The sequence below is a fragment of the Parabacteroides vesiculifaciens genome, assembly GCF_049860805.1.
Taxonomy (GTDB): Bacteria; Bacteroidota; Bacteroidia; order Bacteroidales; family Tannerellaceae; genus Parabacteroides.
In genome coordinates, this window is sequence record NZ_CP187555.1 from 1,955,873 (window position 1) to 1,971,017 (window position 15,145).

General features: G+C 52.9%; 7 protein-coding genes. 5 read left to right on the forward strand and 2 right to left on the reverse strand.

Annotated features, from left to right (window positions below):
* Positions 1–630 precede the first annotated feature (630 nt).
* Entirely contained in the window at positions 631–2,175 is a 1,545-nt protein-coding gene (locus ACPYIV_RS08010) for a sensor histidine kinase (RefSeq protein WP_425886296.1), read from the forward strand.
* A gap of 1 nt (position 2,176) precedes the next feature.
* Here ACPYIV_RS08010 and ACPYIV_RS08015 read toward each other — a convergent pair whose 3' ends face one another.
* Positions 2,177–2,323 (reverse strand): hypothetical protein, encoded by a 147-nt coding sequence (locus ACPYIV_RS08015; protein WP_425886297.1) that lies wholly within the window; start codon positions 2,321–2,323, stop codon positions 2,177–2,179.
* A gap of 357 nt (positions 2,324–2,680) precedes the next feature.
* On the opposite strand from ACPYIV_RS08015, the gene gltB reads away from it, so the two are divergent.
* The 3 genes from gltB to asnB all read left to right on the forward strand — a co-directional run bounded on the left by gltB (position 2,681) and on the right by asnB (position 10,526).
* Positions 2,681–7,213, forward strand: coding sequence for a glutamate synthase large subunit (gene gltB, locus ACPYIV_RS08020; RefSeq protein ID WP_425886507.1), 4,533 nt, complete (start codon positions 2,681–2,683; stop codon positions 7,211–7,213).
* Positions 7,214–7,400: 187 nt separating this feature from the next.
* Positions 7,401–8,828 carry a glutamate synthase subunit beta gene (locus ACPYIV_RS08025; protein ID WP_425886298.1) on the forward strand — a complete coding sequence of 476 codons (1,428 nt, stop codon included), beginning with the start codon at positions 7,401–7,403 and terminating at the stop codon, positions 8,826–8,828.
* 33 nt (positions 8,829–8,861) lie between these two features.
* Positions 8,862–10,526 carry an asparagine synthase B gene (gene asnB, locus ACPYIV_RS08030; protein WP_425886299.1) on the forward strand — a complete coding sequence of 555 codons (1,665 nt, stop codon included), beginning with the start codon at positions 8,862–8,864 and terminating at the stop codon, positions 10,524–10,526.
* 499 nt (positions 10,527–11,025) lie between these two features.
* Here asnB and ACPYIV_RS08035 read toward each other — a convergent pair whose 3' ends face one another.
* Complete coding sequence (locus ACPYIV_RS08035; protein ID WP_293733553.1) at positions 11,026–11,364, reverse strand: cupin domain-containing protein; 339 nt, start codon at positions 11,362–11,364, stop codon at positions 11,026–11,028.
* Positions 11,365–11,472: 108 nt separating this feature from the next.
* On the opposite strand from ACPYIV_RS08035, the gene ACPYIV_RS08040 reads away from it, so the two are divergent.
* Positions 11,473–15,057: a glycoside hydrolase family 2 TIM barrel-domain containing protein gene (locus ACPYIV_RS08040; RefSeq protein ID WP_425886300.1), complete on the forward strand. Its 3,585-nt coding sequence runs from the start codon at positions 11,473–11,475 to the stop codon at positions 15,055–15,057.
* The last annotated feature ends 88 nt before the right edge of the window (positions 15,058–15,145 follow it).

Below are 15,145 nucleotides of genomic sequence, written 5' to 3' on the forward strand. Positions count from 1 at the left end.
CTTTTGCATACTGTTGCGCTGCGCTACTCTTTGGGAGGCGGTATTGGTGTCCCGATACAAAAAGTCAAATACAGAAATTCTTAACCGGCGCTACTTATTATAAGGTATTAGGGCAACCGCACCAAATCCGGCAGTAACAATTCTTTATTTCTATGGAGAGAAAAAACCGTTTTTGTCCCGAATAATTCTTTCTTAAGTGCCTGCTAATTCTGTAATCGGTGTCAGTGACTTTATAATCAGTGGTTGTGATTATATAATTGCTGACACTGATTTTATAATCACTGGCACTGATTACAGAATTGATAGGCACTCCGATGTTTTTATGCCTATGTAGATAAGTTTTCTTGTAGCGGGGATAGATTATTCCTTATATTATGTAGTCCATAAGATCGTATTGCTTAAATTTCAGCCGATGTTCATTACACAAAGTCCGAATTCAAACGAAACGAACGACATAAAAAGCCAATATCGACCATACAGATTACATTATCACAAGAGACAATCATACTCTGATTTTGATGCTACAGATAATTAAACTGCTATATATGACTGATGTTCTAAAAAATCTAACATTTTCATACCCATTATTACAAAGAATTTCTATATTTGTCTAACGTTAAAATTCAAATTATGAAAATTTACTACTTTATTATCACCCTCATTATTTGTTTTTGTGTTCCCCTTCAGGCACAAAACATAGCGGACAATTTTAAACAACAGGCACAAAGTAGCTTTGAGAAAAAAGACTATACGAAAGCCCGCTATCTTTATATCCAGGCGTATAAAGATTATGCAAATGAAGGAAAAATAACGCAGGCAATCGAATGCGGTACACAGGCGGCATCCCTCTATTACCGCGAGAACTATTACCAGGAGGCGTTCGACCTTTGCCGGCAAATGGGCCAGATAGTGGCGAATCAGGAGCAGGCGGAACAAAAGAAACTGTACGACCTGCGTTTTATGATAACAAAAGAACGCCTGCAAATGTACATCAAGCTGAGAAACGCGGCACAGGCACAGCTTCAGCTTAACACGTTGGACAATCTGGCCGAAGAATCAGGCAGCCCCGAACTTTCCGAAGAGTTGTTGTACACAAAAACCGAGTACTTCTATATCTTCGGACAGAAGAATGAGGGAGATGCGGCCTTCAATAAACTGATCAGCCAATACCGGGAAAAAAAGGAATACGGTAAGGTCAGCGAATGCTATCAAAACCTGATCGCGATTGCACGTAAGGCCAATAACACCTCGCTGATGGAGCAGACCTACGAAAAATACATGGTATGGACCGATTCCGTTAAGATGCTTACCGCAGAGGACAAATTGGGAGCCTTGCAACAAAAATACGACAGCAGCCTGCAAACGATACAGGAAAAAGACGATCAACTATCCGCCAAGCAGTACATCATCGCCGGACTCTGCACGCTGGCCGCCATACTTGTTGCCGCGCTGGCGTTCCTGGCATTCCTGGTTATGCGTTTCATTATCCTGAACCGGAAACTGAAAAAGATTATCCGGACCATCACCGAACACAGCGAACAACAGACCGGATTCATCCAAAGCATATCGGCACAGATGGAACCGACACTGGACGAGATGAGCAAGTCGGTAACCGGATTGCAAGCCGCCGCACCCGGGCAGGCGAAGGCGATACAAACCCGTGTCGATGCCTTAAAACAATTCGGTACCCATATACAAGAACTTTCTTCCCTTGAAAACTCCCTACTGGAAACCTACGAAACACAGTCCTTTAATGTCAGTACCTTCTGCGAGAAAGTGATGGAACAGATAAAAGAGGATGTCCGCCCTGATGTCGAAGTCACCACGGATGTCCCGAAGATCGAAATCAAAACAAATGCCGAACAGTTGCAACGCATCTTGCTGCATCTGCTGAAAAATGCAACGATCTACACGACCTCCGGCAAAATAAAACTGGAATTCAAAAAGAAAGGAGCCCATATCTGCCAGTTTATCGTTACCGATAACGGCCCGGGCATTCCTGCCGAAAAGCAGGAGACGATCTTCAAACCTTTCACCGGGATCAAGGATCTGGCAGATGGCGACGGACTGGGATTACCGATCTGCTCCCTGATCGCCTCGAAGATAAACGGTACATTGTCCATCGATTCCGAGTACAAAAAAGGTTGCCGCTTTATTCTGGTATTACAGGTGTAACCTAATATATAACATTACCGGACGCAGAGGTACGCGTTTTCCGCACCCGCCTGCGTCCGGTAAATTTCACTCCATCCTCGCCTTTACCTTTCCCCTGGCGTGTGTATCGAAAAGGGGTAACAGTCTTTCCTTCCCTGATATCTTTCATATATTTAAAGAGACAGCCACCGATCTTATCGGCCCGGTTCGCAGGCTGATCCGAAAATCAAAAGACGACAAGTAAGGAGGACAAAAAGATACAACAAATCTACTTTTATTACCATTTTGATTATTTCCACAGAAAATAGGCATCACTTTCATTTTTACACTATCACCCAGAGATAACATTACAAATTATCACACAATTCAGCAATATTATTTCAAATAGAAACAAACCGCCTCCCGAAATAAAGAAGTCCCTTCTTATTCACCCTTATCAGTATTACATTTTGAAACAAATACAATATATTTGCCAAACATTTTGACAGATAAAACAGATATTACACAAACATAAGGTCAACAAATGATGAAAGAAAGAAGCCATTTGAACAACAAACAAGGATTATACGATCCTGCCAACGAGCATGACGCTTGCGGCGTAGGACTGGTCGTAAACATCCACGGTGGTAAATCGCACGACATTGTAGAGTCTGCCCTTAAGGTATTGGAAAATATGCGGCACCGCGGTGCGGAAGGAGCGGATAACAAGACCGGCGACGGTGCAGGCATCCTGCTGCAAATCCCGCACGAATTTATCTTATTGCAAGGCATCCCCGTGCCGGAAAAGGGCAAGTATGGAACCGGGCTGGTCTTCTTTCCGAAAGGTGAGACAGAGCGTTCGGCCATCCTCAGTATCATGATCGAAGAGATCGAAAAGGAAGGGCTGACCTTGATGCACCTGCGCAAAGTCCCTGTCAACACGGATATCTTAGGAAAAGACGCACAGGACACGGAGCCGGATATCAAGCAGGTGTTCATCACCGGATGCGACGACCAGCAGGCGCTGGAGTTGAAACTCTACATCATCCGCAAACGGATCGAGAAACGGGTGGCCGCTTCCGAGATACCGGGCAGGGAAGATTTCTACGTAGTGTCGCTTTCCACCAAGAGCATTATATATAAAGGTATGCTGGAATCGATGCAGCTTCGCCACTACTTCCCGGATCTGACCAACCACTACCTGACAAGCGGGCTGGCACTCGTCCACTCCCGCTTCAGCACGAACACATTCCCGACCTGGAGCTTAGCACAACCGTTCCGCCTCCTGGCGCACAACGGGGAGATCAATACGATACGGGGCAACCGGGGTTGGATGGAAGCCCGTGAAAGTGTCCTCTCGTCGCCCCGCATCCCGAACATAGACGAAATACGCCCGATCGTCCAGCCGGGTATGAGCGACAGCGCCTCGCTGGACAACGTCCTGGAGTTCTTCGTGGCGTCCGGCATGAGCCTGCCGCATGCCATGGCGATGCTGGTTCCGGAAAGTTTCAACGAGAAAAACCCGATATCCGAAGACCTGAAAGCGTTCTACGAATATCATTCCATCCTGATGGAACCGTGGGACGGCCCGGCCGCCCTGCTCTTCAGCGACGGACGGTATGCCGGAGGAATGCTCGACCGCAACGGCTTGCGCCCGGCACGCTACCTGATCACGAAGAACGGCATGATGGTCGTGGCATCCGAAGTAGGCGTGATGGACTTCGAGCCGGGTGAGATCGAGGAAAAGGGCCACTTGCAACCAGGCAAAATCCTGCTGGTCGACACGGAAGAAGGCAAGATCTATTACGACGGCGAACTAAAAAAGCAGCTTGCCGACGCACAGCTCTACCGCGTCTGGCTGGCAAACAACCGGGTGGAACTGGACGAACTGAAGTCGGGACGCCGCGTCCCGCACACCATTGCCGGATATGACCGGATGTTGCGCACCTTCGGGTACAGCCGCGAGGACATCGAGCGCATTATCACCCCGATGTGCACAGGCAGCGCAGAACCGGTCGGTTCGATGGGAAACGACACGCCGCTGGCCATCCTCTCCGGACACCCGCAACTGCTGTTCAACTATTTCCGCCAACAGTTCGCCCAAGTAACGAACCCGCCGATCGACCCGCTCCGCGAAGAGCTGGTCATGAGCCTGACGGAATATATCGGCGCCGTAGGGAGCAACATCCTCATCCCTGACGAGGCGCATTGCAAGATGGTGCGCCTCGCCCATCCGATACTGACCAACACACAATTAGATATCCTTTGCAATATCCGCTATAAAGGCTTCAAGTCCGTCAAGCTGCCGATGCTCTTCGAAGTGTCGCGGGGCAGCGAAGGGCTGAAAACCGCCCTCGACCTACTTTGCAAGCAGGCGGAACAGTCTGTGGCTGACGGCGTGAACTACATCATCCTGAGCGATAAGGATGTAGACGAAACCCATGCTCCCATCCCATCGCTTCTTGCCGTCAGCGCCGTGCACCACCACCTGGTCTCCGTGCAGAAACGCGTACAGACCGCATTGGTGGTGGAGACGGGGGAAATGCGCGAAGTGATGCATGCCGCCCTGCTGCTGGGCTACGGGGCAAGCGCCATCAACCCGTATATGTCGTTCGCCATCCTACAGGATATGGTGGACAGGCAGGAGATACAGCTCAACTACGAGATGGCGCGCAAGAACTACATCAAGGCGCTTTGCAAAGGCCTGTTCAAGGTAATGAGCAAGATGGGGATCAGCACGATCCGCAGTTATCGCGGCGCCAAGCTGTTCGAAGCGGTCGGCCTCTCGTCGGAACTCATCGACGCCTATTTCGGCGGGACGGCCAGCAGTATAGGCGGTATCCGCCTGCAGGAGATAGCCGCCGACGCCACCGCCCTGCATCACCAGGCATTCGGTGAAGCGGTGGACAGCCTGACGCTCGAGCACAAAGGGCTCTACAGTTTCCGCAAAGACGGCGAGAAGCACGCGTGGAACCCGGAGACGATCTCGGCCCTCCAACTGGCAACCCGCTTAGGCAGCTATAAGAAATTCAAGGAATATACGCATCTCGTCGATGGGAAGGACGCACCGGTCTTCCTCCGCGACTTCCTGGCCGTCCGCAGAGGGAAGCCCGTCACGATCGAAGAGGTGGAACCGGCAAGCGAGATCATGAAGCGTTTCGTCACAGGCGCCATGAGCTTCGGCTCGATCAGCAAGGAGGCGCACGAGACGATGGCGATGGCAATGAACCTGATACACGGCCGCAGCAACACCGGGGAAGGCGGCGAAGACTCCGCCCGCTTCACTCCCCGCGAAGACGGCCTCTCCCTCCGCTCCGCCATCAAGCAGGTAGCCTCCGGTCGCTTCGGCGTGACGGCCGAATACCTTGTGAATGCGGACGAGATACAGATCAAGGTCGCCCAGGGCGCAAAGCCGGGCGAAGGCGGACAGCTGCCGGGATTCAAGGTGAACGACGTGATCGCCCGGACGCGCCACTCCATCCCCGGCATCTCGCTGATCTCCCCTCCTCCCCATCATGATATCTACTCGATCGAGGACCTGGCACAGCTGATCTTCGACCTGAAGAACGTCAACCCGCGTGCCGAGATAAGCGTGAAGTTAGTATCGGAAAGCGGCGTCGGGACGATCGCTGCGGGGGTGGCAAAGGCAAAAGCCGACCGCATCGTTATCTCGGGGGCCGAAGGGGGAACGGGTGCTTCGCCGATGAGCTCCATCCGCTATGCCGGACTGCCTCCAGAACTGGGATTGTCGGAGACGCAGCAGACATTAGTCATGAACAACCTCCGCGGGCAGGTCCGCCTGCAAACCGACGGGCAGTTGAAGACCGGTCGCGACATCGTCCTGATGGCCCTGTTGGGAGCCGAAGAGTTCGGTTTCGCCACCTCCGCCCTGATCGTGTTGGGCTGCGTGATGATGCGCAAATGCCACATGAACACCTGTCCGGTAGGCGTCGCCACCCAGGACGAGGAACTGCGCAAGCGTTTCCACGGCCGCCACGAATACTTGGTGAACTTCTTCACCTTCCTCGCCGAAGAGGTACGGGAATATCTGGCGGAGATGGGTTTCACCAAACTGGACGACATCATCGGGCGCACGGATCTGATCGACCGGCGTTCCTCCGTGTCCCCTATGCCGCCTGCATCCGGCAAATATGCGTTGCTCGACTTCACCAAGTTGCTGCACGTCCCGGCACAGGCTGCCATGAACGCCATCCGGCATACGACGGAGCAGGTGCACCTGACCGGCAACGTGAAGGATCGCGACATCATCCATCATGCCATGCCGGCCATCGAACACCAGCAGGAGGTTTCATTGGATTATGCCATCGCCAACACCGACCGTTCGGTAGGCGCCATGCTCTCCGGCGAGATTGCCAAACGGTACGGCAACGCCGGACTGCCGGAACATACGCTCAATATCAAATTCAAAGGTTCTGCCGGCCAGAGCTTCGGTGCCTTCCTAGCGCACGGCGTCAACTTCCGCCTCGAAGGGGAAGCCAACGATTATTTAGGCAAAGGACTGAGCGGCGGGCGCATCAGCGTGATGCCTCCGGTACGGTCTACCTTCGTGGCCGAGAACAACACGATTGCCGGAAACACCCTGATGTACGGGGCGACAAGCGGAGAAGTGTATATCAACGGGCGTGTAGGCGAACGTTTCTGCGTGCGAAACTCCGGCGCTATCGCCGTTGTGGAAGGGGTCGGCGACCATTGTTGCGAGTATATGACCGGAGGCCGTGTGGTGGTCCTCGGACGGACAGGACGCAACTTCGCCGCCGGCATGAGCGGTGGTGTCGCCTATGTGTGGAACAAGGAAGGGGACTTCGACTACTACTGCAACATGGAGATGGTCGAACTCTCGCTGATCGAAGACAGCACGACGCGCAAGGAATTGCACGAACTGATCCGCAAGCACTACCATTTCACCGGCAGCCACCTCGCAGGCAAGATGCTCGACAACTGGGACAAGTATGTGGATGAGTTCATCCAGATCGTCCCGATCGAATACAAAAAGGTCTTGCAGGAAGAGCAGATGAAGAAGTTGCAGCAGAAGATCGCCGAGATGCAGCGCGACTACTAAGCAAAGGGGCGACACACCCGACAAGTGAGGACCGGCCTCACGTATGCGTGAGGGGTGGCCGTCCTTATAAGATACGACACCCGTACCTGTCCAGGCAACACATTGAAGTAAGAAACAGTATCAATATAAACAACCGATTGAGTCTTGTCAACTTTCAACTCTCAATTTTCAATTTTCAATTACCAACATGGGAAATCCGAAAGCATTCCTCACCATACCCCGGCAAGAAGCCGGATATCGTCCCGTCCACGAACGCATCGACGATTTTAGTGAAGTAGAACAAACGCTGAACAGCAGCGACCGCCGCACACAGGCCTCCCGCTGCATGGACTGCGGCGTGCCCTTCTGCCACTGGGCTTGTCCGTTAGGCAACAAACAACCCGAATGGCAAGACCTTCTCTATAAAGGCAAATGGCGCGAAGCCTTCCATGTGCTGGAGCAGACCTGCGACTTCCCGGAGTTCACGGGACGCATCTGTCCTGCCCTCTGCGAGAAAAGCTGTGTGCTGAAACTAAGCTGTGACGAACCTGTCACGATACGCGAGAACGAAGCCTCCATCGTGGAAGCTGCTTTCCGCGAAGGATACGTCCAACCGGTCCGCCCCGTCCGCAACGGCAAACGGGTGGCGGTGATCGGCAGCGGCCCCGCCGGGCTGGCAGCCGCCAACCAACTGAACCGCCGGGGGTATGAAGTGACGGTATTCGAGAAGTACGAACTTCCGGGCGGCCTGCTCCGCTTCGGTATTCCGAACTTCAAATTAGGGAAGAACATCATCGACCGCCGCATCCGGTTGATGGAGCAGGAAGGGATCGTGTTCAAAGTCAATACGATGGTCGGCAGCGAAGTGTCTGCGAAAGAGATCGCCTCGACGTTCGATGCCGTCTGCGTCGCCATCGGCTCCGAAGTGCCGCGCGACCTCCCCATCGAAGGGCGCAACCTGAAAGGCGTCCATTTCGCTCTCGAACTGCTGTCGCAACAGAACCGCATCCTCGAAGGGATCGCCATTCCGCCTAAAAGCATCATCAACTGCAAGGGCAAGAAAGTCCTCGTCATCGGTGGCGGCGACACGGGAAGCGACTGCGTCGGAACCGCCAACCGCCACGGGGCCGCAAGCGTGACACAAATCGAGATCATGCCCCAGCCGCCCGTCGGACACAACCCCGCAACGCCCTGGCCCCTGTACCCGCAGGTGCTGAAAACGAGCAGCAGCCACGAAGAGGGATGCATCCGCCGCTGGAACCTCGCCTCCGTCCGCTTCACCGGCGACAAGAACACCTTGAAAGGCGTCGAAGTCGAAGAGGTGGAATGGCTGCCCGACGAAGAAGGCTGCCGTCCGGAAATGCGTAAGACCGGCCGCACGGAAGTGATCGAAGCCGACCTCGTGCTTCTCGCGATGGGCTTCGTCCACCCCGAACAGGAGGGCCTCGTCAAAGAGCTTTCCCTCGCCGTCGACGCCCGCGGCAACATCGCCGTCGATCCGGCGACCAACCGGGTGGCAGGCACAAACATCTTCGCCTCCGGCGATGCCGTCAGCGGAGCCAGCCTCGTCGTCCGCGCCATGGCCTCCGGCCGCAAAACTGCTGCCGCTATCGACAAATACTTACGAGACATATAACTTTCAATTATCAATTATCAATTTTCAATTACCATGTGTGGCATTACAGCAATCTTCAACATCCGCAACAGCGCCGCCGGCCTTCGTCAGCAGGCCCTGAAAATGAGTAAACGCATCCGTCACCGCGGCCCGGACTGGAGCGGCATCTACCAAGGCAAGACCGCCATCCTCGCCCACGAACGCCTCTCCATCGTCGACCCGGCATCCGGCGGGCAACCGCTGAGAAGCAAAGACGGCAAACTGATCCTCACCGTTAACGGCGAGATATACAACCACCGCGAGCTCCGCGAACAGTTGAAGGACGAATATGAGTTCCAGACCGGAAGCGACTGCGAGGTCATCCTCGCCCTCTACCGCAAGTACGGCGTGGGATGTGTGGAGAAGTTGAGCGGCATCTTCGGGTTCGCCCTCTACGACGAGGCGGACGACTGCTACCTGATCGCCCGCGACCCGATCGGCGTCATCCCTTTATATATAGGGCACGACGATGATGGGCATCTCCTCGTTTCTTCCGAACTGAAAGGGCTGGAAGGCTTCGCCACCGCGTATGGCCAGTTCCCTCCGGGGCATTACTTCTATAGCCGCGACAAAGATTTCACTCGCTGGTACGTCCGCGACTGGATGCAATATGACAATGTGAAAGACAATCCCGCCAGCGTAGAGGAACTGCATGACGCCCTCGAAGCCGCCGTGCGCCGCCAACTGATGAGCGACGTGCCCTACGGCGTACTCCTTTCCGGCGGACTGGACTCGTCCGTCACCTCCGCCATAGCCAAAAAATACGCAGCCAAGCGCATCGAAACCGGAGGAAAGGCTGATGCGTGGTGGCCTCAACTGCACTCCTTCGCCGTCGGTCTTAAGGGAGCGCCTGATCTGGCGGCAGCCAGAAAAGTGGCTGATTATATCGGCACTGTCCACCACGAGATCAACTACACGATCGAGGAAGGGCTCGATGCCATCCGCGACGTGATCTACTATATCGAGACCTACGACGTGACGACCGTCCGTGCCTCCACCCCGATGTACCTGTTGGCCCGCGTGATCAAGTCGATGGGCATCAAGATGGTGTTGAGCGGCGAAGGGGCGGACGAGGTGTTCGGCGGTTACCTTTATTTCCACAAAGCTCCGGATGCGAAGGCTTTCCATGAGGAGACTGTCCGCAAGTTAGGCAAACTCTATATGTATGACTGCCTCCGTGCCAACAAGAGCCTGTGTGCCTGGGGCGTGGAAGGCCGCGTTCCTTTCCTCGACAAGGAGTTTCTCGACGTAGCCATGCGCCTCGCTCCCGAAGCCAAGATGTGCCCCGGTAGCGTGATCGAGAAAAAGATCCTCCGCGAGGCCTTTGCCGGCATGCTCCCCCCGGAGATCGCCTGGCGCCAGAAAGAACAGTTCTCCGACGGCGTCGGCTACAGCTGGATCGACACGCTGAAGAAGGTGACCGCCCAAGCCGTCAGCGACACCGATATGACAAACGCCGCCCGGCGCTTCCCGATCAACACGCCACAAAACAAAGAAGAATACTTCTACCGCACCATCTTCGAAGAGCACTTCCCCAGCGAAAGCGCCGCGCGCAGCGTACCGAGCGTTCCCAGCGTCGCCTGCTCCACCGCCGAAGCTCTCGCCTGGGACGCTACCTTCCAAAACATGAACGACCCCAGCGGCCGGGCGGTGAAGGGGGTACATGAGGCGGCATACTGATTTACGATTGAGAATGAATAATGGGGTATTATTCATTCTCAATTAACCTTCATCTTTGCAAAAGCATAAGAACAAGAATATGCATGTTAGTAAAGATATCCAAAACGAGGCTTATTGTCATTCCTGGCTTATTGTACAGTTTCCCGAAATACCCGTTGGTCCAAATCGAAACAGTAGCGCATAAAATTCGGTTTTCTACCCCATCTATTTCAATTTACCCTTGCGGGTAATATTTTTTAAGAAACTTATAATAATACAAAACACTGAGTAGCAAGCAGATATAAATACGCACCTTTTAGGGGAGGTTCTTGTATGATTTAACTTTTCTACTCCATATATTTCAAATTACGTTAGCGGGTAATATTTTTCAAGAAAGGTCTGAAACTTACTTATCGAATAAGCTTGAGTTTACTTACTAAGTAGATTGCCGGCTACTCGATAAGTAACCGGAAGTCTACTCGATAAGCAAGTTTCATATTACTCTATAGACAAAAAAACGTTATAAAAAATCCTTCCGCATCGGGCTGAACGTATCGATCAGCACACCAGCTTCCAGGCACCGGCAACCGTGCAGGACGCCCGGTTTCATATAAACCCCGTCGCCCGCACGGACTATTTTCGTCTCGCCGTCTGTCGTGAACTCGAACACACCGCTTGCTACATAGGTCGCCTGCGTATGCGGGTGCGTGTGGGGCGTACCGACCGCTCCGGTTTCAAACTTGACTTTGACCATCATCAGGTCGTCATTATAGGCCATGATCTGGCGTACGACACCTTCGCCGGCATTTTCCCACTTTATCTCGCTCTCATATTGAAAATTATTACTTTCCATCTTCATCGCGTTCTATATTATATGCAGACAAAAATAGAAATAAATATAGAAAGAGAAGTAGGATAATCCGCTAAAATATCCTACTTTTGAGGAATAATTAAATCTATAATTCTCATGAAAAGCAAGATTTCAACCGGGGCGCTCTTCGCCATGCTTCTGCTTATGGCCATGCTTCCCCGAACAGGACATTCACAAGAAATCGATCCGAACGCCTATTACGAGATCGTAAGCAGTAACAATCTGGTACTCGACAATCAAGACAGCGAAGATGACGGGACGCAGGTATTCATCAACAACCGGGTGGAAAACCGGATGTCGCAGGTGTGGCAACTGACGACGCCGGGCTATGGTGTTTATAAGATCTGCACGCCTCTCTCCGATAAATGTGTGGACAATAACAACACGAAAGAACCGGGCCCGGTGATCCAGTGGGACAATGGCGCTACGAACATGAACCAGTTCTGGAAGCTCACGAAGGTAGGCGAAAACACCTACACGTTCACCAGCATAGCCAACGGGTTGAACCTCGGTATCAGCGACGACGGGCAGCCGGGAAAAGCGGCCCTACAGCTTGTAGCCGATTCGACCAATGCCAAGCAGCAGTGGACACTACGCCGGTCGAACATTAAAATCGACGTGGAGGCCTTGCGCGGTTCAAGCGATAACGATTGGGAGAACGAAACCGTCTTTGCCGTTAATAAGGAGCCGGGGCATACGACATATGTGCCTTTTCCTTCCGTGGAAAGCCTGAAAAACTCGCCCGACTACCGCAAAGCCTGGATTCGCCCGAACTCGCCGCGCTATCAATTACTGAACGGCAATTGGAAATTCAACTGGGTGAAGCAGCCGTCCGAACGTCCGGTCAATTTCTACAAACCGAACTATGATGTTTCGGGCTGGAAAGAAATTCCGGTTCCCTCCAACTGGGAAATGCACGGATACGGCACACCGATCTATACGAACATCACCTATCCGCATCGTAACAATCCTCCTTTCATACAGGGAAAGAAGGGCTATACGATCATGGACGAACCGAATCCGGTCGGTTCCTATCGCCGCGACTTCGATATTCCCGCCGACTGGAAAGGGAGCGAAATCTTTATCCATTTCGACGGTGTCTACAGCGCGATGTATCTCTGGGTGAACGGCAAGAAAGTGGGTTACAGCCAAGGGGCGAACAACGATGCGGAGTTCAACATCACCAAATATGTGAAGCCGGGAAAGAACGTACTGGCTGTCGAGGTGTATCGCTGGAGCGACGGCAGTTATCTGGAAGACCAGGATATGTTCCGCCTGAGCGGTATCCATCGCGATGTTTACCTCTTCGCGACTCCTAAACTGCGTTTGCGCGATTACTACCTGACCGCTTCATTTGCGGGGGACGACCTGAGTAAGGCGACCTTCAATGTACGCACAAACGTAACGAGCTATGATAAAACGGTGGACGAGGCGGTTGTCGATGTCACACTGCTGGATCAGGATGGCAAGCAGGTTGCCTTTATATCCGATGTAGTCAAGGACATCCGGGAAGGACAGGAAGTGGTAAGCGAGGCCAGTGTCGAGGTCAGGAACCCGAACCTCTGGTCTGCCGAAATCCCCTACCTCTACACGGTGATCCTGGAACTGAAAGACAAGACGGGCAAGACGCTCGAAGCAATGACCTCGCAGTTCGGTTTCCGTAAAATCGAGATTAAGAACAAGCGGGTATATATCAATAATGAGCAGGTGTTCTTCAAAGAGGCCGACCGCCATGACATCCACCCGCAATACGGGAAGGCTGTTCCGGTCGAGTCGATGATCGAGGATATACTGCTTTTCAAGCGTTATAACCTGAATACGATACGCACGAGCCATTATCCGAACGATGCCAAGATGTATGCTTTGCACGACTATTACGGTATCTATGTGATGGACGAGGCCGATATCGAGTGCCACGGCAACCATTCGATCAGCAACAAGGAGAGCTGGTTGCCTGCCTATGTGGACCGTATGGTTCGCATGATCGAACGCGACAAGAACCACCCGTCCGTTATCTTCTGGTCAATGGGTAACGAATCCGGCGACGGCAAGAATTTCGACACCGTTTACAAGGAAGCACGCAAACTCGATCCGCGTCCGATCCACTACGAGGGTAAGAACAAGATCGCCGATATGGACTCCCGCATGTATCCTTCCATCGAGTCGATGAAGCAACAGGACGAAGAGAAGAGTGACAAGCCGTTCTTCCTCTGCGAATATGCACACGCAATGGGTAATGCGATCGGTAACCTCGACGAGTACTGGGACTACATCGAGAACCATTCCTGCCGCATGATCGGCGGTTGTATCTGGGACTGGGTGGACCAGGGCATCAACAAATATGGCGAGCTGCCGAACCGTTACTACTTCGGCGGGGGCTTCGGCGACAAACCGAACGACTTCGATTTCTGTTGTAACGGTATCGTGACTCCCGACCGCCAGGTAACTCCGAAGCTGATCGAGGTGAAGAAAGTCTACCAATACATCAAGTTCAAACCGGTAGACCTTCTTGCCGGTAAGGTGAAGTTGGAGAACCGCTACGACTTCCTGAACCTGAACCAGTTTAATTTGCAATGGCAGTTGCTGAAAGACGGCCAAGTGGTAGAATCGGGTGTGTTGCCATTAGGCGACGTAGCTCCGAACAAAGATATCGAAGTGACGATTCCTTATAAAACGGCCTTGGATGCAAACAGCGAATACTTCCTCAACCTGTCGGCCCAATTGAAAAAGGGTTGCAACTGGGCGGAAGCGGGACACGAAGTGGCCTCCGAGCAATATACGCTGACCGGAAAGGTTGCGGTAGCTCCTGTCGACAGGACCTTCGACGATACGCTGAAAGTGGAAGAAGAAAAGGGGCAGGTCGGTTTCCGCGCTCCGGGATTCTTCGTCGCCTTTAATCCGGAAACAGGCAAGATGGTCTCCTTGCGTTATGCCGGCACGGATATGATCTATAATAAGGAAGGCTTCGGCTTCAACTGGTTCCGTGCGATGGACAATGACAAACGGGATTACTTGCCGACCACTATCAAAAAGCAGGCGTTCAACTGGAAGCAGGCTGACGACAAAAAGTCCGTCACCGTCACCACAAGCCTCGCAGCCACAGTAGGCAACGGAGCCAAGAAAGTGACAGTGCCATTCAACATCACCTATACGATCTATGCAAACGGGACAGTCGATGTGGATGCTGCTTTCAAAGCCGGCAACGACTTCAACCTGCCGCGTCTCGGCCTCCAGATAGCCTTGAACCCGACGCTCGAGAAGGTGGAATGGTACGGCCGCGGCCCGATCGAAAACTATTGGGACCGCAAAAACGCAGCCTATGTCGGCCTATACAAAAACACCGTAACCGGAATGGAAGAAGCCTACGTACGCGCCCAGTCGATGGGTAACCGCGACGACGTGCGCTGGCTGACGCTGAAAAGCCTCGATAACCAGGGCATCCGCATCACGTCGAAAGATCACCTGAACTTCAGTGCGCTCCACTTCACCGATCCGGAGCTGTGGGGACTGACTTACGCGCACGACCTCGATAATATCCGCCGTGCGGAAGTGATCCTGAGTCTCGACTGTATCCAGCGTGGCATCGGAAACGGCAGTTGCGGTCCCGGTCCGCGTCCGCATTATGAGATCGAAAAGAACAAAGACTACAGCTACTCATTCCGCATCGAGAACGCTAAATAATCTTTGCTGTTTATTTTGCCGTCAGTTTTAACTGACGGATAGGAATAGATATAAATTATTGGACTTCAGTCCCATTTCTTACTGAATA

Bases quoted from the DNA above. Each gene is read 5' to 3' on its own strand.
- ACPYIV_RS08010 (WP_425886296.1), top strand. From the start codon at position 631: ATGAAAATTTACTACTTTATTATCACCCTCATTATTTGTTTTTGTGTT.
- ACPYIV_RS08015 (WP_425886297.1), bottom strand. From the start codon at position 2,323: ATGAAAGATATCAGGGAAGGAAAGACTGTTACCCCTTTTCGATACACA.
- gltB (WP_425886507.1), top strand. From the start codon at position 2,681: ATGAAAGAAAGAAGCCATTTGAACAACAAACAAGGATTATACGATCCT.
- ACPYIV_RS08025 (WP_425886298.1), top strand. From the start codon at position 7,401: ATGGGAAATCCGAAAGCATTCCTCACCATACCCCGGCAAGAAGCCGGA.
- asnB (WP_425886299.1), top strand. From the start codon at position 8,862: ATGTGTGGCATTACAGCAATCTTCAACATCCGCAACAGCGCCGCCGGC.
- ACPYIV_RS08035 (WP_293733553.1), bottom strand. From the start codon at position 11,364: ATGAAGATGGAAAGTAATAATTTTCAATATGAGAGCGAGATAAAGTGG.
- ACPYIV_RS08040 (WP_425886300.1), top strand. From the start codon at position 11,473: ATGAAAAGCAAGATTTCAACCGGGGCGCTCTTCGCCATGCTTCTGCTT.